Raw genomic sequence first — 20,906 nt, forward strand, 5'->3', positions numbered from 1 at the left:
CCGTTACCGGTCAATGCATGATTAAACAGAGCAATATCGTCCAGATTCAGCGTCGCGTCGGCAATATCAATGGTTACCGCGCTGCCTACCCCGTTGCTGCTGGTCAGGGTGACCTCTGCATCATCGGTCACTTGCAGTACACCGTTGCCGGTGACGCTGTTGCCAAAGGTGCCGTTAAAACCGCTCAGCGACAGGGTATCGCCCGCCCCTGCCAGCGCCACGCTGGATGACGCCCCCAGATTGTTCGTTGACGAAACCGTCAGTTTGCTGCTACCCGCCAAGGCATACTGGCCGAGGAAGTTGCTGTTATTGGCCGTCAGTGCGGTATCTGCTCCGCCGATAATATCGACTGTTGAACCCACCACGCCACTCAGAACGTTGGCAATGCTCTCGCTGACGCCATTCAAGACCAGATGAGAAGTGAGGGTACCCAGATTAACTGTAGCGCTGCTGGCCCCCAGATTATTGGCCTGACCCACGGTCAGTGCGCCATTAGCACCGATCTGATGTGCGCCGCTAAAGCTGTTATTCCCACTCAGCGTGACCGCCGCGTTGGTATTAATCACCCCGCCGCCACTGAGTACGTTGGTCATGGCCGCATTGGCACCGTTCAGGTTCAGCGTACCCAAGACCTCGACGGCGCTGGTACCCAAAGTCCCCGTCCCTGTCAGTGTCGCAGAGGCCACATCGGCAATATGGGTCTGCCCACTCAAGCCACTGTTGGCGGCACTGACCGCCAAATTACCGCCGTTAATATTCAGGGTTCCGGCACCGGTTAAGCCGCCGGCCACGGTAGACGTCCCGCCAGCGCTCAAGTTGAGCGCGCCCCCGGTTAAATCAATGGCCCCGGAATTGGTCAGCAGGCCGCTGGTTAATACTCCACCGCTGCCCAACGTTACCGTACCGGTATTGGTCACCGCTCCCACGGTCTGGTTGTAGCCATTAATATTGGCACTGGCCCCACTGGCGATATCCAGTAATGACGTCTGGCCGAAAGCGCCATTCGCCCCGAGGATCAACTCACCGAAATTGACGGTGGTCGTTCCCTCGTAACTGTTATTGCCGTTAGCCAAGGTTAAGGCACCATTTTGGGCATCCACCACCAAACCGCCGACACCAAATAACTCCGCATTCAGTATTCTGTTTGCCGTCAAACCGCTTTCGGTCGCCAGCAACAACGCATTAGCGCCATCGACTAACAACTCCAGCGCACTCAGGGTGTAATTCACATACAGGCCGCTGTCGCCATTGCCGTTACTGCTGGTCAGGCCATAGTTATGAATGGCATTCGCCACCGTGGTACCGCCCTGCTGGATGGCAGATTCCACCCCTTGCGTACCAGAGGTAATGGCCGTGCCATTGACCAGCAAATTCAGGGCGTCAATATCTCCGGTCACATTCGCGGCATTAATTAATTCCAGCATCGTGCCGCCCCGATCCTGTTCAAGGATCGACACATTTGTTGCCAGCGGATCGGTGTTATCCCAGCTACCAGAGCCGGTGATACTGACCGTCCCGCTGTTCAGTGCCAGATCGGTAACAGTGACGATCCCGTTGTCCTGAGACTGTGGTACCGCACCATCAAAGATCAACATACCGCCATTTAAATCCAGCCCGTGCAGGGTGCGGTCGGTAGTGCCTACGGTGGTCACACTGTCATTCGACAGTTTTAATGTGGCACTCGCCAGTGCCGCCGCGTTATCCGCACTTAAAGCAAAAGTGGTATTTGTCAGATTGACGATCCCACTAAACGCCCCGCCCACCGTCGAACCAAAATCAAACGCGGTGCTGGCAAGGTTCTTCACCACATTCAGTGTGCCGTTCCCGGTCAGTACATGGTCGAACAGTGCAATGTCGTCCAGATTCAACGTACCGTCCAACTCAACGCTTGCCGAACCTAATTGATTACCGCTACTGGCAGTTAGCGCCCCTCCGTTATTAACCTGCCACGTGCCAGCAAAAACACTGGCCTGACTTAACGACACGTTGGCGCTGTTATTAACAATGGCGGAGCCCGTGCCAGAGCCTAATGTCGCATTCAAAATCCCATCAAACGTGCTACCAAATAGCAGTTCACTATTGCTATCGATATTTACCGTACCGCTGCCGATATTATCGTCAGACACCAGAGTGATATGGCTGTCGGCAAGATTAATATTGGTGAAGCCCTGAAGTGAGGTGGCTGCCGCTAGTTCATCGGTTGAGGCATTGAAATTTAGGGTATTGAGCCCCGAGCCCGCATCCAGCGAACCGAGATAGGTACTCCCCACGCTCATCCCATTGATCGTGAAAGTATCATCACCATTCCCAGTGATAATGGAGGACACCAGCGCCCCATTCTGAATGGTCACGTTATTATCGCCACCTCCCAGGTTAATCACGTCGTTACTTTTCGACGCGCTGCCTAGCACTAACGTGTCATTACCGGTACCGGTGGTTAATGTGCCATCCAGTGTTCCATTGTTATTAATGGTATGACCAGCAACACCCGCGAATATCACACTGCCTTTAAGGGTGCCATTGTTGTTTAACGTTTTACTGGAGGAGCCTAAGAAGTTAATTGCAGTAGCCGCCGTCGCATCGATTTGGGTGTCAGCACCAATGGTGGTCTCCCCCGAACCATCGGCTATCTGGAGAGCGGTACCCTCTGTGCCAGTAACGGTAATCGTCAGGTTAGAATCGGTGAAATCAAGCGCGCCCCCCCCCGTTGCATTGATCCCAACACCTGCTCCAGAGACATTGATATCCAACGCTTCTGCATCCAGTGCACTCAGCGCGGTATTCGTGGCAGCGATCCCCGTACCTGTACCCGAGACATTAATCGTGTTACGGCCTTCAGTGCTGCTAGCAAAAGTCAGACCGGACAGATCATTTAACACCGTACCGTTGGCGGTGTTGAAAATGACATGCCTTAATTCCAGGTTCACCCCAGCCGCTTTTGCAAAAGCACTCCCCGTGCCGTTCAGATTAAAAATTAAATCAGTCAGGGTATGGCTACCACTACTCCCGATAAAATTCAGCCCCGTTGCTGCATTCGTCGTGGTGATATTCCCCCCCAACAGATTTAACAACGTACCGTTTGCAATATTGATCGCGGTCCCTGCAGAAGCATTAATGCTACCACGGGTATTATCAACGGTACTCGTCCCCACTCCGGAAGCAATAGCGATCCCCGCACTGGTACTGTTGATCGTCCCGTCATTGATAACATTAGCGGTTCCTGTGCCCGTATTAGTTACCGACATCCCGGTCGCCGCCGTGATCACACCGTGATTGGTAACATCAGTGCTCCCAGAACCCGTATTGGTCGCTGATATCCCGGTAGTCGCCGTGATCACACCGCTGTTTTTATTTTCCAATACAATCGGGGCGCTACCGCCATGGGACGCGGAGATACCTATACCGGCGGCATTAATGGCGGCACCGGAACTAATATAGATCCCACCACTATTCGTAGGACCGGTTTTCGTGGCCAGAATGCCTATACTATTGGCACCTGAAACGGCGAGCTTCGACCCCGCCGCCAGGTTATAAATCACATCCCCATTTTGCGTAACCCCATTACCCATGGCATTAGTGTTACCGCCATTCGTAATCGCATTACCCGTGCTATACGCAGTACCTGCCGTATTGGCGAGTTGCAATACTGCCCCACTGCCAAACACCCCCGCGCTATAAGTACCAATGAGCAATCCGCCATTAACGGAGCCGAACACATTCTGATCGGAATTAAGCGCAAACTGAGCACCGTCTTCTAACGTATATTGATAATTACCATATGCCCCAGGACCACTGGCAAAGAGCGGTGTAGAAATAGATACATTTGCCGTGCTGCTAAAATACATGCGGCTATTAGCATCTGCCGCATTAGTCCAAAATACGGCAGGATATGCACCTGTCGTCGCCGTTAAATCAAAATGCCCGGTAAATTTTATATTACTGGCTTGCGCAAGCTGGTGATTGGTTCCAAAGGTTAATGATAACGGATCAGTAAAGTTGCCGAATACCAACTGGCTATTTAAGTTTGGTGCGCCACCGGAGCCCATAACCCCCAGTACCGCCAGCATACTGTTGGTCATCGTACCAATATTATTGACAATAATATTAATCGCACTGTTACCACCATCCATAGAGAAAACAGTGTTATCATTCCCTGTAGCAGAGTTCAGTTCTGCCAGATTAGATAAGGTAAACGACCCTGCCGCCCCGCCCCAACTTACGTTAGTTTGGTTAGTGAATATAAATTGAGCTCCTCCGGTGTTCAGCTTAAATCCACCGCCATCAATGACCAAATCTTTCCGGTTGCTCGTGCCCTGATTGACGGAAATATTAGACGCTAACGTAATGTCATTGAGCATTAAAATAGTGGTCGCCGTCCCACTGGTGAGCGCACTCCTCAATTCCGCATCAGTACTCACCGTGACACAGCTTGAGCCAAGGTCCGTACAACCTTGGGCATCGATAGCATAAGCATTCTGCCCCCCCAAGACGCCTATAATAGCTATCGCCAAGAAGCCCAACCGGGGGAACGAAAATTTATTTATTACTGCAGAGGTATGTTGAGATGGAGGAATCGCACAGGTTGTTTTTGATTTTTGTTTTCCTTTGGCGAATTCACCTACGGCAACCCAGACATTCAGAGATATATTCCAAATCACCTTAAATATTGCATTCATATATAGCCTTAACAAATTTTTAATTTGTCAATTAAGTTGATAATGATCGCATCATATAAGTCAGATGACAGGCATGTGTCATTGGCCAACCCAGTAATGAATAAGCGATTAAGATTTTAAAATAAGTGATTCATATGCAGTAAGGCCCTGAAAAATAGCCTATTACTTAGATGTATGCTGTTAACAAGATTTTTATGCGCCTAAAAAACGCAAATAGGAAAAACTGCACAATTTAACTTACCACACCAACTTATACGTTCTTTTAAATTTCATCACAAGAACGATACCCACAAGACAATGTAGATCAAGATTCAATCATACCAGCGTATAAAAGCCACAAATATTACCAGCATCGATATAAAAACCCGCAATAACTTAAATGTAAGGATTAAAAATCACAACACACTAGATATACGATTTTAAATATTAACACTTATAATATAAAAAAAGAAAAATCCCACAAAAATATGAGAAATAGACTACAGATAATGTGCAACTATCTTATTTTTTTTGGAAATTAACATTAACTTAAATAATTTAGGCATCAAGAAACACTTAACCATCTGGTTTATAAATAAAAGATTAAGATATCATCATAATTTTTCAACCAAATGGAAGACAACAAAATAAATCAATAGCATGGTAATTGTTTCTTTAGTTTCTTATCTAATTAAGGGTACATGCAGCCATACTCATACATGCCTTCTTCCATATAAGATAAATACGACTTAATAGTAAGTGTCTCTACCGATACTTACCCTACCCAGCCTGTGATTGATCGTTGAGTGGTCATAGATTGATATGTCTGCTGCTGTATGCAAAGGCGTCACACATCCACACCGAAGATGGCACAGATCGAACTGACTGGAACGGTTTACTTTTCAGAAGGAAGGATAGTGTCGTTGTTATGAAAATAAATGTTATAAAATAAATGTTATGAAGACAAATGTTGTGAAAGCAATTGCCATAAAGACAATTGCTATGGCGCTGGTTATTTTTGACCTGATTGGCGATTGATCTCATGGGTTATGGGCCTGATTAGTTATTATCTCAGGCCACGCTCGGCGCTTATTTTTGCAGTTGCAACGTCGTCAAACACGTTTGACTCTCGGCACCGGTCGCAAAAGGCGAGACCGCAGTGAGACCTTGATAGCTAACTTCAAGGGTGCCTTCAATATTGCGTGGCAGCCAGACGCCAATAAAGCCATTTTGATAACTGGTTACCTGCTGGTGCATAATAACGTTGCCTGAATTGTCGGTAATCTTCACCTCAAAAGGTGTATTGGCCAGTTCGCCACGGCAACCAGATAAGCTGTGGTTAAAGCATGGGTGTGTTTGGTTGATATAAGGGGCGAATGACAAATAAAATTTATCGCCCAGCGGATAAACAGATTTCTGCTGCCCGTCGGATAGCATCAGTTCAGCACTGGTTACCGATGCCGAATAAGGCAACGGGCGCGTTTGTGGCGATTGATCGATAGCATCAACCATCTGTTCGGCGGTTTTGCCCGCTAAACCATGCTGAGCCAAAAAATCAGTTTGTTGTGCAGTCACTGAGGAAGAAGGTAAAGATTGTGCAGAAGCCATATGGCTATAGGTGATAGCTGCTAATGCCATCATCGTCAGCCGGGCTGTTACCACGAATGTCTTTTTCACTGTCGTTTTATCCTTTTTATCAATGTGTTAATTGCCTACAAACTAAACCCTCCCCCAGGGGGAAGGTCAAAGACAGAATTGAATAGAAAGGTAAATTTTTTAATTAAGGTAGAAGACAATATGAACATGATCGTGCAATCCCTAAACGGAATGAGAGAGAAGAGATAACTCAGCAAATCATTAATATACAGATTTCACCTTATTTTATATTTAGATAATTCACTGGAAAATATTAAATATATATTTGGCAATAACGTTAAAAAATAGGGTGAAATATGTATATTTTTTCAAGTTTTAATCTATACAATAAAGAGCTGTATAATGATAGCCCCATGCACCATGCCTTTGATAAAAGCAAACCGTATCTATCAGAATTAAAAAGTCGTGAAGAAAAAAATCTAAACTGTGAAATCAATTTCACAGATAATATTGATAAGCTTATTGAATGTCGCCATCTATCAAGTCAGTATATATTGGATTCATTATCCGATGAGGATACCGGAAAGGTTGATTTAAATAAATTCTCATCCAAAGATATTATTGCAAACCGAATAACCAGCAACATTGAAGAGCTTTACGAGCAACTTCAGTTACAAGCAAAAGAAATTTATTTTATTCCTAACAATGAATTTGGCATCTGTCTCAGTAAGATCTTTAAGAGTATGGAGAGAAAGTCAGAAAATACTCAATCCATACTACTTGAGTCATTCAACCACGCGATGGCAATAAGATTGAGAATCAAGGAAAAGGAAAATGACAACACGAAAAGGTACGTCATTAGTGTTTATGACCCCAACATGACTAATGTTACTGTACGCTGTGAGGTGGATGATTTAGTTAAAGTGAGAGATTTTCAGGTGAAGGATTTTATTAATCATCATTTATTTGGCAACTTTTACAAGAGCTACTATCCAACTGAATCAAGTGAAATATCAACCCTTTATATTTGTAAAAAACCAGCTAACGAAAGTGTTCCTGAGTGTACAGGGAAAAAAATTACATTTTATGATTGGATAGCCTTACCTGCCTCGTCTATTAATTTATACACTTTCCTCATTGAGGGATTCTCACAAGAAATTAAAAATTTAAAGAATCAATTAGAAATAATATATAAGAAAAACCCGGAAAAGCTGATGGAAATACTTACCGCTAAAAGTCCTGATGGAATAATGGGTTTTGAACAAGCATTACTTAATGATCACGCTGATGCCATAAACGCATTTGGCGAACTGCTACAATTAGTTCCCGAAAACAAACGCAGTGAATTACTTGTAAATAATAAAAAAACAAATTACACATTATTTGATATAGTTTGTTATAGAGAAAAAAATAAAACAACAATGGCATTCAAAAATATAGTGTCACTTATCTCTAAAAATGAGCGTTATAAATTAATAGAATCAAAAGTAAACATACTTAATACTGTTATTAATTCACTTATTACCCAAAAAGACAGTAGTCATCTTAACGAAATTTTTGAATTAATCTCATTAGCGCCAGAAGAGCATGTCATCAACTTACTGTCCAATATAGATATAACGCAATATCTTGAATATCCGTTATATCATAATGATGCTAAATCGATAAATATCATCGCTAAAATGCTCAATGGGTTATCTGAAAAAGGTCGAGAGAATATACCTTGGATAAGAAAATTAGATGAGTCTCTAGTGGATATATATATCCAACTCGGTAAAAAAGAAGCCGTTGCTGCCTACCGTGAATTATTGGCACTGAAACCGGGAACGCTTAAAGAGAGTAAATAGCCACATACTCGTTACATATCAAATTACCTATGCGTTGGCGGTCTTCCTGTAACTTGGATTATTTAGAAGATATAAAAAGCTTGCGACAGAATAATTATCCATCAGTTTTAACATTGATGGATAATAGCTTCAAGAAAACAGATTCTGTCATAAAAAAGTCACCTTAGATATCGAATATTAATATAATAACTAACAATGGTATTTGTAATAAAAATTATACGTTAATCTTGTTGTGACACACTCCCAAAATTTAATTGATACCCTCACATGAATTCAAGCACGGAGGGTATATTCCAAAATAATTTAGGATTAATGCCATAAGGAATGGGATATGAGCCTCAGCCTGCCCGGAAACTATCTGTACTCTCTTTCACAAGATAACCTCCCCCCTGAAGAGTACGAGCGAATCATCAGCCCTAACACCGCATTGTCACGAATAAACCGTGAATATGAATTTGATGACCGCCACAACACGGGGCGCTATATCATAAATATGCGTGAGAGACAGATTAGCTCGAATCAAGCATTGCCATGCGGAATACGTGAAAAAGAGAAGCTGGAAAAAATGGTTTCTTTTGGTGATATAGTCATGCTGAGCGATCTATACGGCCCGGCAAAGCTATTTTATATCAATGAAGAAGGTAAGTTAATATGTACCAATCCACTCGCTTTTAGCTTAAGCGGTGCTGACAGTATTATCCGGACATATAATGCCTCGGTGAAACGAAGGGATTATCAGCGCATCGGCGGCAAACCCCGCCCTACGAAGTTCCCCTTGAAGGCTCGTTCAGAGCAAACCGATCAGTTTGCTCTGAAAACACGCCCTCCCATCAACAGGAAAGCTGCGGGTGGTGTGTATAACCAAAACCCAGAGATGTTTGCTGATACAGCTAAAAATTTCGGGGGTAATGCGGCAAAAAGGTTTGATCAAGTATTGAATGAACAAACGGCTGGTGCGATGATTGCGACAGCCTCGATACTCGATTTCGGACGTATACCAACAATGGTAAACCCCATAAATGGTAGGTTGCCACTTAATAGCAAATATGCTGGGAAAATTTACCCACGGGAAAGTCTCCCAATTAAAATTGGAAAAAAATATCCACATAGTGTTCCATTTACTAAATCAGGTTTCCCTGATTTTTCAAGATATTCGATAAAAAATGTACGTATCGAGTTAGGTGAAAATCGTGGTGTTGACTTTGCCAGAGCAGATAGAGCTGCTGGATATAGTAGAAAAAAACCACGTCCAAAAGATTATACTTGGCACCACCATCAAGACTCTGGTTATATGCAATTAGTACCAACAGATATACATGCTGCTGTAAAACATACCGGTGGGATAGCAACAGGAAAATAAAATTATGACCGTAATCCATGACGCAAAAGGCCCGGCAGACGAACTATCAATTGTTAATATCGAAAAAAAATTAGGAATTACCTTCCCTAATGATTATCGAGAATTTCTTAAGAAATATAATGGTGGATACCCAGAACCTGATGGTTTTTATTTTATTGATAGTAAAGATGGCTCCTGTGTCGATAAATTCTTGAGTACTAATGGTGATAAATCCGACAGCATAGCCGCGTGTTATGACCTGTATAAAAAGAGGATCCCTCAAGGGTTTGTGCCAATCGCAACGGATCCAGGGGGAAACTTATTGTTACTTTGCGGTACTAAAGAAAATAGCGGTATCTTCTTTTGGGATCATGAGGAAGAAGTAGCAGATGGTGAACAACCCGACATGAGAAACATGCATTACATATCTCCAACCTTTAATGATTTTATTGATAGTTTATATGAGATTGTAATTTAATTGATTTGGCCATTCAGTCACCGCCCCCAAAGAGTCACCCATACCCACCGGCCTTAACCGGCGGGTATGGGCTTTATGACAAAACAGCATTAAATCCAAAGAATTGGATAGAACGCATCACCTTCTTTTATAGGCTTTCGTCAACATCCTGCTTGCGGTTTTTTGTCCACTCGCGCAACCGTTGAATATGCAGATACAGCGCCGGAATAAATAAGATCCCTACGGCGGTGGCCATCAACATGCCGCCAAATACCGTGATACCAATAATCTGGCGGCTCATCGCCCCAGCACCACTGGCAAAAACCAACGGCATCACACCGAGGATAAACGAAATGGCGGTCATCATCACGGCACGGAAACGCTGTTTCGCGCCGTCCTGTGCGGCCTCCGCGATACTCGCCCCCTCTTCTCGCCGCGCCTTGGAGAATTCGACAATCAGAATCGCATTCTTTGCCGCCAACCCGATCAGTAGCACTAAACCTATTTGCGCGTATACATCGTTGGCAAACCCCATCGCCGATAGCCCCGCCACCGCACCGCCCACGGCAAACACCACCGAGAGGACCACCACCAGCGGGATACTCCAGCTTTCATACTGGGCGACTAAAAACAAATAAGCGAAGACCAGCGCCGCAAGATAAATAAACACCACTTGCCCACCGGTCTGCTGCTCTTGCCATGACATCCCGCTCCAACTGTAGCTGTAGCCTTGCGGTAAATTCTGCGCCAATAGCGCTTCCATTGCCGCCATCGCCTGACCTGAGCTGGCCCCATCAGCCGCTGAACCGCTGATCGCAACCGAAGGGAATTGGTTGAAATTACTGATAAAGGGCGCGCCCACTGACGGGGTCAACGTGACCAGGTTCGCCAAACTGACTAATGCCCCGTTATCGCTGCGCACATTCAGGTTATTGATCTGCGCCGTGCGCTGGCGGAAATTCATATCGTTTTGTAATTGCACCCGGAACATACGGTTATTCAAGGTGAAATCACCGGCATTCATCCCCCCCAGCGAGGTTTGTAGCGTTTGGAATATGCGGCTAACCGGCACTTGTAACAAGGCGGCGCGATCACGGTCGATACTCAAATTAGTTTCAGGCACCGAAGCACTGAAGGTGGTAAAGACCCGGCTCAGTTTTGGATCCTGATTAGCGGCAAAAATAATCCCTTGGCTCACCTGCGCCAGCTCCTGCAGCGATTGGCCTAGCAGTGCCTGAATGCGCAAATCAAAGCCCGAAGCACTGCCCAAACCGGCAATCGCTGGCGGGTTCACCGCCATAATCATCGCCGAGGGGATCGCCGCCAGATTGGCCTGAATACTGGTCAGCACGCGGTCAATGTGCGGCCGCTGCCCCCAAGGCTTTAGCATCACAATAGCAAAACCGGCATTAGGCGCATTGTTGCCACTGAGCAGACTAAACCCTGTGATTTTTATCACATCCTCAACGGCATCATTCGTGATCACCTGTTGGTACATCTGGTCCATCACCGTTTGGGTTCGGTTCAGTGAGGCACCATCGGGTAATTGTAAACTGACAAAAAAATAGCCCTGATCTTCCTCTGGCAGAAACGAGGTTGGCAGGCGGCTATAACCCCACCACGTTGCCAACCCCACCAGTAGCAGCGCCGCGATGCTAAATACCGCACGGCGGCTGATCCGCCCCGTTAAGACAACATAACCATCACGGGCGCGATCAAGCCCCTTGTTAATCGTGCCGAACATGCCAGTTGTTGCGAGTGTGCGCCGTTTAAGCAGGACCGCACACAGCGCCGGACTCAGTGTTAACGCATTGATACTGGATAGAATGACCGCCGCCGAAAGCGTTACCGCAAACTGGCGATACAGCTCGCCGATGATCCCCGGCAAGATAGCGATTGGCACAAATACCGCCATCAGCACCAGTGTGGTGGCGATGATCGGCCCGGCAATTTGGCTCATCGCCTGCCGGGTGGCTTCTGCCGGTGAAAGATCGGGGTCGTTCGACAATAACCGCTCAACGTTTTCAACCACCACAATGGCATCATCTACCACAATGGTCAGTGCCAGAATAATGGCGAACAGACTGAGGGTATTGGCCGAATAACCAAAAACATACAGCACAGCAAAGGTGCCAAGCAACGAGACCGGAACCGTGAGCGCTACAATAAAGGTCGCGCGCAGACTTTGTAAAAACAGGTACACCACAGCGAGCACCACAATCAGTGTCAGGGTCAGTGACACCGCAATCTCATGCAGTGTCGCCGTCACCGGCAGGGTAGAGTCGTAATTAATTTCATAGGTTAGATCCGCCGGAAAGGCGGCCGACAGCCGGGCCATTTCGTCACGGACGCCATTTGCCACATTGAGCGCATTGGCTCCAGGGACCGGATACACCACTAAGAAGGCCGATTCAGTCTGGTTTTGTGCCGCACTGACTTGATAATTCTGTGCCCCCAAGGCCACGCGGGCCACATCGCCCAAGCGGATCATACCGCCCTGTGGATTACTGCGGATAATCACACCGGCAAACTGCCGTGCATCGGTCAAGCGCCCCTGCCCACTGATAGTCAACGTCTGTTGCTGATTGGACACCGACGGTGAAGAACCTATCTGCCCTGCCGCCGCTTGTACGTTCTGCTGTTGCAGCGCGGCAACAATATCCTGCACGCTGACATTCAGCGATTCCATACGTTGCGGATCCAGCCAGACACGCATACTGTAATCGCGCGCGCCAAAGACCTGTACATCACCGACACCATTGATACGAGCAATAGCATCACGCAATTGTATGCTGGTGTAGTTACTGACAAACAGTGCATCATGGGTCTGTTGAGGGGAGAAAACGCTGACCCCTAATAGCAGGTTTGACGCGCGTTTACGTACCGAGATACCATTTTCATTCACTTCCGCAGGCAGTTGCGCACTCACCTGCGAGATACGGTTTTGCACCTCAACCGCAGCCATATCGGGATCGGTCCCACTGGCAAAGGTAATGCTCAGTTGGTAGCTGCCGTTATTGGCGCTGGTTGATTCCATGTACAACATATGGCTGACGCCATTGACCTGCGCTTCCAGTGGTGACGCAACAGCTTGCGCCACGTCCCTGGCGCTGGCACCTGGATAAACAGCACTGACGGAGACCACCGGCGGCGTGATATCCGGGTATTGCTCGACCGGGATAACATACAGTGAAACCCAGCCAACCAGGGTTATCACCAGTGCGATGACAATGGCAAATTTGGGGCGACGAATAAAGAAATGCAACATCTGGTCTTCCCCTTAATTAGCCGTCAATGGTGCTGCAACGTTATTATTCACAGTTCCATCATTAACCGTGCTGGCGTTCACGGTCATACCCGGTCGGACATGCTGTAGCCCTGCCACAATGACTTTTTCGCCCACCTTCACCCCATCTGTCACCGCATATTGCTGTTCGAACTGTTCACCAAGGGTTACAGGGCGCACTTCAACCACCTCTTTATCGGTCACCACCAGCACAAAATGGCCCTGCTTATTCTGTTGTAAAGCCGCAATCGGGATGACAGTCACGGGTTTGGCGTCGTCTGCAGCCAATGACACATTCACTACGCCACCTGGCAGTAACAAATGGCGAGGGTTGGCAAAACGAGTACGGATAATGACCGTTCCCGTCTGCTTATCAATCTGGTTATCCACTGATTCAAAGACACCACTCTCTGGATATTGCTTACCATTTGCCAGTTGAATGCGAGGGGTAAAACTCCCCAGCGGGAACAAAGGGTCTTCGGTGAGTTTTTCACGGGTGACTGAGCGTTGGTAGGTCGCGGTAATGTAATCCCGTTCATTGACAGCAATCGCCACCCGAATCGGATCAAGTTGCACAATATTGACCAAGGTGCCGCTAGCGGGATTAATCAGGCTGCCAACATTAAAACGGCTGTGACCAATTTGCCCACTGATTGGCGCATGAATTTGGGTGAAGCTGAGCTGTAATTGCTGAATTTGTAGGTTAGCCTGCGCCTGCGCCACCGCTGCCCGGCTGATATCTCGTTGTGCCTGCGCTTCATCCACCTCCGCCTGGCTGACAGAGCGGTTATTACCCAAGCGTTGTAAACGCGTGAGGTTCACCTGTGCATGATTGGCGCTGGCAGTGGCGCTGTCGAGTTGCGCCTGTGCTTGCGTCACCGATGCCTTATGCAAAGCGGGATCAATTTCATATAACAGTTCCCCCTGCTTGACCATTTTCCCTTCGGTAAACAGACGGCGGGCGATAAATCCTTCGATGCGGGTAGTCACATCAACCGCTTGAATCGCCTCAATCCGCCCAAGATATTGCAAGGCATTGTCTGGTGTTATTGACGCTACCACCGCGACGGTTACGGCAGGTAAAGGTTCGGTTGCCGCACTCGCAGTGCCCCCCCCTAGCATGAGCAGAAAAAGAGCACGGGACAGTAAAGAATAGCGGCGTTGCTTTGCCCGCCAAGTCCCCATTAGCAAAGAGCGTAAGATTAGCCGAGAGCCTAAGGTTCGCGGCACGTAAAAAATTGGCGTGGACCGAACCCAATTCAGTGTAAACATGGTGATTTATTCCTTACTCTCGGCGGGATAGAACGGCTTGGTGTTAAACCTAATCTTATTAAATAAGATCACATTAAACTAAGATCACATTAAACAAGGATCACATTAAACAAGGATCACATTAGACAAGACTCACATTAGACAAAACTTCTCGGGGTCAGTCATATTCTGTCGCAACTTTAACGCCTTACTACAGAAATTCCCATACCTTAAATAATTTGAGCAGAGAGAAGCGCACGGTTTGATACTGATATACCCGTCATACTCCAAGTTGCATGTGCGTTGGCCGCCTTTCTGCAACTCGACTTACTTTAGGGGATAAGAGAAAAGTCATCAATGAAGTCAATTATCACACGTTAAAACTATAAGTATCCAAAGGTGTGCTAGTTTATATTGCCTACTGGTTTAACGAATACTTTTCTACCATTAAGTCTCAGTCCGCATATGTAATCGCTAAGGGAATTCGCTATGACCGACGCCAGACCGCCAAAATCAACGTCACGGATAACAGGGGAAAATGTCTTTTTTGCGAAACGGACACTGCAAACCATGGCCTTACTGGTTGGGATGACGATCATTATTGCGGCTATGGGTATTATTTATATCGCATCACAATTAAATGAACAGGCAAGTGTGCAAAGCCGCTTTCTGGTCGAAAAAGCATGGAAAATGCAGCAAAACTCACTCAAAGCCAGAATAAAAGATAATGCATTTTGGGGGGATGCTTACCAGCACTTACATGTAAAAATGGATACCGATTGGGCCTTTATTAGCCAAAATATGGGGCCTTCACTGTATAAAGATTTTAGTCTTGAAGGTGTCTTTGTCATTGATGGGCAGGGAAAGACCCGTTATTCGGTGATCAATGGGCAATTGGTCAATACAGACCTACAGAGTTGGCTGCATAAAGATATTACGCCGCTAATCGATATCGCACGTCAGCGGGCGGAAAAACTATATTTCCCCAAAAAATCGGCTCAAAAAACCTATACTGAAAAACAAGATATTGCTGTCGATACTCTCGAAATAGCGGGTCAGCCAGCATTAATTGCCGCCGCCGCATTAACGCCCGGAGAAGATCCACGTGTCCAATTGGTTACTGGTCCACCTTCCGTGCTGGTATTTATTAATATCCTGACACCGGCTGAACTTAGCGCATTGGGGGAGAATTATGGTATCCACAACCTGCGTATGCCGAGAAATAGCCAGGATGCCGCCTCCAAACCTTCACTGATCATCGCCTCATCCGATAACAGCACCCTGACCTTACTCTGGGATCAGGAGATGCCAGGGACCCCATTGTTAAATATCTTGCTGCCGTTACTGGCGCTGGTTGCCCTGATCATTGGGCTAACCGCCTGGCTGGTTATACGCCGCGCCATCTCGGAGGCGCAAACCACCGACAGGAGCCGGGCCGCGTTGGCGACCAGCGAAGAACGTTTCCGCCATGTGGCCGAATCGGCCAGCGATTGGTTATGGGAGACCGATGCCGAGTTACATATTACTTATCTGTCACAACGTTTCTTAATCATCAGTGGATGGAATATTGATCAGTGGCTGGGGCGTAGCCTTGATTCACTGCTAAATTGCGACATTACTTCGCTACGCACATGGTTACAACACACCCATTTGACAAATTCACGTAACGAGCGGCAATGCACTTATTTCTCTGCTAAAGGTGACAAGCGAGTCTGCCGGATCCATGCTAAACCGATCATTCAGCAGGGTGAAATCATCGGTTTTCGCGGTACCGCCTCTGATCTCACGCGTGAAATCGAAGCTCAGAAACGTATTGAGCACCTTTCTCTACATGATGCGCTAACCGGCTTACCCAACCGAACATTGATGAAAGAGTTCCTGGAAAATAAGCTGCACAATCTGGCCGCCGTGGAGCATCCCTTGGTGGTCCTCAATGTTAATTTGGATAAGTTTAAGCCCGTCAACGATATCTTTGGTCATGTCACTGGCGATCAAGTGCTTTATCAGGTTGCTGAGCGCCTGCGCTCATGCTTGCGTGACAAAGATCTGGTTTCCCGCCAAGGCGGAGATGAATTTATTTTAATTATTTCCGATCTCTCCTCCTCCTACGAGATAGAACTGTTGTGCGCCAGAGTCATTACCCGCATCCAAATGCCGTATGTGATAAATGATCAGGAAATTTATCTTGGGGCCAGTATTGGTATTACATTGGCACCACAAGATTCGATGCAAGCGGAAGAATTGCTGCGATTCGCTGATATCGCGATGTGTGAAGCCAAAAATAATGTCCGTAACCGGTGGCGTTTTTACGCCAGTGAAATGAATGACCGCTTGATGCAACGAATTGAACTTGAAAAGTTTTTACGTTTAGCGGTTAAAAAAAGCGAATTCTGTCTTTACTATCAACCTCGCTACCGTACTGATGAAATGCAATTGATAGGGGTAGAAGCGTTGGTACGCTGGAACCACCCGGTTTTGGGGTTGCTGATGCCAGATCAATTTATTGCGTTAGCGGAGGAGACCGGGCTTATCACCGCCATCAGCGATTGGACCCTATTACAAGCCTGCCAAGACGCGATGACATGGCCAACCTCATTGATTGTCTCGGTCAATATTTCGGCGATTGAATTCAGGGGCCAATGTCTTATTGAGCGAGTCCGGCAAGCCCTATTAATGACAGGTTTGCCCAGCCACCGGCTGGAATTGGAGATCACCGAAAGAATTATGATTGAAGATGCAGATGGCGCACTGAAGGTCATGACCGCGCTAAAAACCTTGGGTATACGTCTGTCGATAGATGATTTTGGTACCGGCTATTCTTCACTGAATTATCTGCACCGTTTCCCTTTTGATGGACTGAAAATTGATAAAAGTTTTATTGATAAACTCACCGAGTCACATGAAGGCCAATCCATTGTCGAGGGGATTATTAACTTGGGCCATGCTATTTCCATGACCGTGATCGCCGAGGGCGTAGAAACTGCCGAGCAGCTTACCTATTTGCAGTCACTACATTGTGATGAGGTCCAGGGGTATTTTCTTGCCAAACCTATGCCAGTAGAGGAGTTGTCTTTGATTTTTTCTGAAGATTTATCGGTGTGATGGTGGGGGGAGCTGGGGGTGATCGGTTCGGGAGGCGGTTTGGTGCTCGGTTCGGGAGGCGGTTTGGTGATCGGGTCGGGAGGCGGTTTGGTGATCGGTTCGGTTGACAGGAGATCGGCGTTTGCCTGATCTCCTATGCCACAACCGCCAAAGGGGTCACAAGCGCGTGACCCCTTGTGGAATCCCCGCGCTTGCGCACGTATCGCTTGTCCACTGCGTGGATACCCTCAGTCATCGTTTCGGCTGGCGGGTGGCTTTACGCGGGTCCCTCCGCGTGACGCCTAAAACGGGCGTCCTGCCCGTTTTCCTTGCCTTCTCTCTTCATTCGGCAGCTCAAATGTGCTTTGAAGGTCAAAACCTAAAAGGTACTGATAAAAGTAAAAGTAAAAGTAAAAGTAAAAGTATAGAAAAAATACAATTCGTTAATAAATAAATTGTGTTAAAAATTACTTATATCCAAAATAATGTAAGTTTCGGGAAGGTGGTGACTGAAGTGAACGAAATCAGCCTACGCACATGCAGCTTGAAAAATGACGGGTATCTATATCAACCCAGGTGTTAAAAAATGAAAAAAACAATAATCTATGTCTATTATATTTTTTGCTTTTTTACTATCTACCTTATTTCATCTTTTAAAGAAGAAGCATTTATTGATGGTATAGAAATAAAGAATGCATGCATTGCACATCGAGCCTTTGTTGTCGATGATATCAGAGATATTACAGTGATATTTGCCATAATAATTCTTATCCCCTGCTTCGTTTATTTGAAAAGAAGTCGATTTAAAAATAAATTTTTTAATCTATTAAGCCTATTACTAATAATATATTTCTTTTGGCGATTTTTTATACGATTGAATGTCTGTTAAAAAAAGTGGCTCGGTCATGATGTTATCTGGCGGACGGCGTTGCGCGAGTCCCTCCGCGTTGCGTCTAAAACGGGGTTTTCAATGTGCTTTTGGCCCTGAGCGTTCATCCCTTTACCTTCCACCGAGACCTTATCGCATTATAAATAATATAAATTTTGTATATGAATCAATCTATCTATAAATCAACCGTGTTATGCTCATCTGACCGGGCGATATTCAATCGGTTCTGGGCTAAAAGGGGCTATACCATGGTTAAACCATTTATTCTTGCTGCTATCGCCATCGCCACGCTCAGTGGTTGCGCCAATAACAATACCCTTTCGGGCGATACCTTCAGCAGCTCTCAAGCTGGGCAAACCCAATCCGTTACACACGGTACCTTAGTGTCTGTCCGCCCAGTGACTATTCAGGGGGGTGATGGGAATAACGTTGCCGGAGCCGTAGGGGGAGCCGTTGTCGGTGGCTTCTTAGGGAATACGATAGGAGGTGGCACCGGGCGTCGCCTTGGCACCGCAGCAGGTGCGGTGGCTGGTGGAGTCGTTGGTCAGCAGGTCCAGAGCATGATGAATCGCAGTAGCGGCGTCGAACTGGAAGTACGCCGTGATAATGGGTCAACATTCTTGGTCGTTCAAGCTCAGGGCGTAACACAGTTCCACCCAGGGCAGCGGGTGACCATTGCCACCAGTGGCAATACCGTGACGATCACGCCACGTTAAACCTTCGCTATCACCCTTGGCATCTATTTCTTCGCTGCCAAGGGTTGTTGCATATTTGACGGTTAATGGAAATGTAACGGCCAACGCAGATGCAGTTTTATGGATGACGGATGACGGATGACGGATGACGGATAGAAAGATTACCGGGTCACGGGCTATTCACACTTCTGGTTCACCATATTTATTCTTAGCGGGTTCTGATTTTAGAAAGAGACAAATGGGCAAGATAAGAAAGGGAACAAACAGCCATACGAAGGCTGAGTATCCGGCATCATGAAGTCTGCGGATACTGCTTGAGAACAACGGAAGCAATAAAATAATAAAAACTGAAAAGGCAATTTCGTTGCCATCACTGACAAAAAAATAGTCATAACATAAGAATAGCATTGCCTGAAATAAGACAATGCTCACATATTGCAATCTATTGTCTCTTCCCGTCGGGTCAAAAGATTTTTTGTACCCTCGGATGAGGAGAGCGGTTATTTTATTTATTATTTTCATTTGACTTTTTCTTTCTCAGAAAAAATAAAATAACAAAACTGATTAATGTTGATGTAATGTAGTAAGGATAAAAATTCACATAATCAACAGTAACGCTAACCACAGATTCATTTAACCTAACATCATCACGGCTGCTCAGATACAGAATAACCAATAGCAAAACAGTATTCGTCAGTAGAAACTTGACGTGAAAAATCATCTCTTTCTTTAACGAGTCGTATTTATTCACCATGGTGAATAAATAATATATTACGCAAATACCAACAGCAAACATAGCGGCATCAATTAAGGGCTTGCGGATGAAACCCTCTGCATCATCAACCATCAAGTGCTTGCCATGAAAATAAACTTCAACCAAGGCGTTCGGCACCACGAACCCTATCGCCGCATAAACGATGATAAGGAGAGGTAGCCCCCATTTGGGCGTGGTAAGCATCATGTTCTCGCGCCACTGTTCTTGATGTCCTGCATTGATTTAGAGAGCTCATGCATTGATTTAATCAACGATATTTCTCCGGTATTTTTATTATATTTTGCCGCAGCTGTTGGCGCATTTCGGCCACCGTTATCCATAAAGAAAGACACATTACTTCTGCCATGCAGATTTATATTTTTTATCGTGTCTGAACCATAATGTAAAAGTTTAGGCGTTGGGACTTTATATTCTTTGGTGAATTTTTTGTAGAAGTAATTAGTATTACCTTCAAGTCTAAGACCTTGAATAGGGACAGCAGCGAACTCACTCCCTGCATAATCCAGAACATAAGCGAACTTAACATCTTGGCTATCTTTAGTGGTAATTTTACCGCCGGTAATAGACTTAAGACGCTGCCATAAAGTGATATTATTGAGATCGACTTTTTCACCATCTAAGAAAACGTCTTGTTTTTTAGTAAGTTGATATATCATCCGGTGTACTTGTACCAAAGAAGGTCCGACAGTCCCTACAGACGGTACTAAACTGTCTCGAGGATAAAGCCGCTCAACAATAAAAAATATATTCGTTTTTTTATGATTTTCAATTCCGCTCATAAGCTAAACCTTTATTCCTTTAAATAAAAATCAGATTTTATTCAGCTTACCATCATCCTTATCGTCCGTACATCCTTGCTTACTTTGTGGTTTCTTACAATTATGTATGAAATATCCCGCAGGCCAGGTTATTACACGGATTAATACCCCAATATTTATCCATTAATATAAATATTTTTATCTATGTTAAATAATTTGAATTTCAGTAAGGCAGACAGCGAGAGAGACAAAATCGGTTGGGAGCCGATTTAAAATT

At 45.8% G+C, this 20,906-nt stretch carries 13 protein-coding genes; 6 read left to right on the forward strand and 7 right to left on the reverse strand.

The window, feature by feature from the left end:
- A partial coding sequence (locus AC971_RS19875) for an ESPR-type extended signal peptide-containing protein (RefSeq protein ID WP_269429551.1) occupies positions 1 to 4,676 on the reverse strand: 4,676 nt, incomplete at its 3' end.
- A gap of 1,068 nt (positions 4,677 to 5,744) precedes the next feature.
- The gene (cueP, locus tag AC971_RS19880) at positions 5,745 to 6,332 is read right to left on the reverse strand and encodes a copper-binding periplasmic metallochaperone CueP (protein WP_025381343.1); all 588 of its coding nucleotides are present in this window, start codon (positions 6,330 to 6,332) and stop codon (positions 5,745 to 5,747) included.
- Positions 6,333 to 6,607: 275 nt separating this feature from the next.
- Between cueP and AC971_RS19885 the strand changes: the two genes are divergently transcribed.
- From AC971_RS19885 to AC971_RS19895, 3 genes are all read left to right on the forward strand, one after another.
- Positions 6,608 to 8,098, forward strand: a complete 1,491-nt coding sequence (locus AC971_RS19885) for a ShET2/EspL2 family type III secretion system effector toxin (RefSeq protein ID WP_025381344.1) — start codon at positions 6,608 to 6,610, stop codon at positions 8,096 to 8,098.
- 331 nt (positions 8,099 to 8,429) lie between these two features.
- Positions 8,430 to 9,458, forward strand: coding sequence for a DUF8093 domain-containing protein (locus tag AC971_RS25365; protein WP_025381345.1), 1,029 nt, complete (start codon positions 8,430 to 8,432; stop codon positions 9,456 to 9,458).
- A gap of 4 nt (positions 9,459 to 9,462) precedes the next feature.
- Positions 9,463 to 9,915, forward strand: coding sequence for an SMI1/KNR4 family protein (locus tag AC971_RS19895; RefSeq protein ID WP_012104543.1), 453 nt, complete (start codon positions 9,463 to 9,465; stop codon positions 9,913 to 9,915).
- A gap of 127 nt (positions 9,916 to 10,042) precedes the next feature.
- Here AC971_RS19895 and AC971_RS19900 read toward each other — a convergent pair whose 3' ends face one another.
- Both AC971_RS19900 and AC971_RS19905 read right to left on the reverse strand, forming a co-directional pair.
- Positions 10,043 to 13,162, reverse strand: a complete 3,120-nt coding sequence (locus AC971_RS19900; RefSeq protein ID WP_025381346.1) for an efflux RND transporter permease subunit — start codon at positions 13,160 to 13,162, stop codon at positions 10,043 to 10,045.
- 12 nt (positions 13,163 to 13,174) lie between these two features.
- Positions 13,175 to 14,452: an efflux RND transporter periplasmic adaptor subunit gene (locus AC971_RS19905; protein ID WP_025381347.1), complete on the reverse strand. Its 1,278-nt coding sequence runs from the start codon at positions 14,450 to 14,452 to the stop codon at positions 13,175 to 13,177.
- Positions 14,453 to 14,920: 468 nt separating this feature from the next.
- Here AC971_RS19905 and AC971_RS19910 point away from each other — a divergent pair, with 468 nt between their 5' ends.
- The 3 genes from AC971_RS19910 to AC971_RS19920 all read left to right on the forward strand — a co-directional run bounded on the left by AC971_RS19910 (position 14,921) and on the right by AC971_RS19920 (position 19,117).
- Complete coding sequence (locus tag AC971_RS19910; protein WP_038402006.1) at positions 14,921 to 17,533, forward strand: bifunctional diguanylate cyclase/phosphodiesterase; 2,613 nt, start codon at positions 14,921 to 14,923, stop codon at positions 17,531 to 17,533.
- 565 nt (positions 17,534 to 18,098) lie between these two features.
- Positions 18,099 to 18,401, forward strand: coding sequence for a YjeO family protein (locus AC971_RS19915; RefSeq protein WP_025381350.1), 303 nt, complete (start codon positions 18,099 to 18,101; stop codon positions 18,399 to 18,401).
- Positions 18,402 to 18,649: 248 nt separating this feature from the next.
- Positions 18,650 to 19,117 carry an outer membrane lipoprotein gene (locus AC971_RS19920; RefSeq protein WP_025381351.1) on the forward strand — a complete coding sequence of 156 codons (468 nt, stop codon included), beginning with the start codon at positions 18,650 to 18,652 and terminating at the stop codon, positions 19,115 to 19,117.
- A 159-nt stretch (positions 19,118 to 19,276) separates the two neighbouring features.
- Here AC971_RS19920 and AC971_RS19925 read toward each other — a convergent pair whose 3' ends face one another.
- The 3 genes from AC971_RS19925 to AC971_RS19935 are packed head-to-tail and all read right to left on the reverse strand — an operon-like array spanning position 19,277 to position 20,650.
- The gene (locus tag AC971_RS19925; protein WP_025381352.1) at positions 19,277 to 19,618 is read right to left on the reverse strand and encodes a DUF805 domain-containing protein; all 342 of its coding nucleotides are present in this window, start codon (positions 19,616 to 19,618) and stop codon (positions 19,277 to 19,279) included.
- Positions 19,602 to 20,057, reverse strand: a complete 456-nt coding sequence (locus AC971_RS19930) for a hypothetical protein (RefSeq protein WP_025381353.1) — start codon at positions 20,055 to 20,057, stop codon at positions 19,602 to 19,604. Before AC971_RS19930 ends, AC971_RS19925 begins: the two co-directional genes overlap by 17 nt.
- Positions 20,054 to 20,650 (reverse strand): hypothetical protein, encoded by a 597-nt coding sequence (locus AC971_RS19935; protein WP_025381354.1) that lies wholly within the window; start codon positions 20,648 to 20,650, stop codon positions 20,054 to 20,056. The genes AC971_RS19930 and AC971_RS19935 overlap by 4 nt, the downstream gene beginning before the upstream one ends.
- Between the last annotated feature and the right edge of the window lie 256 nt (positions 20,651 to 20,906).

This window comes from Yersinia similis (assembly GCF_001053095.1).
Classification (GTDB): Bacteria; Pseudomonadota; Gammaproteobacteria; order Enterobacterales; family Enterobacteriaceae; genus Yersinia; species Yersinia similis.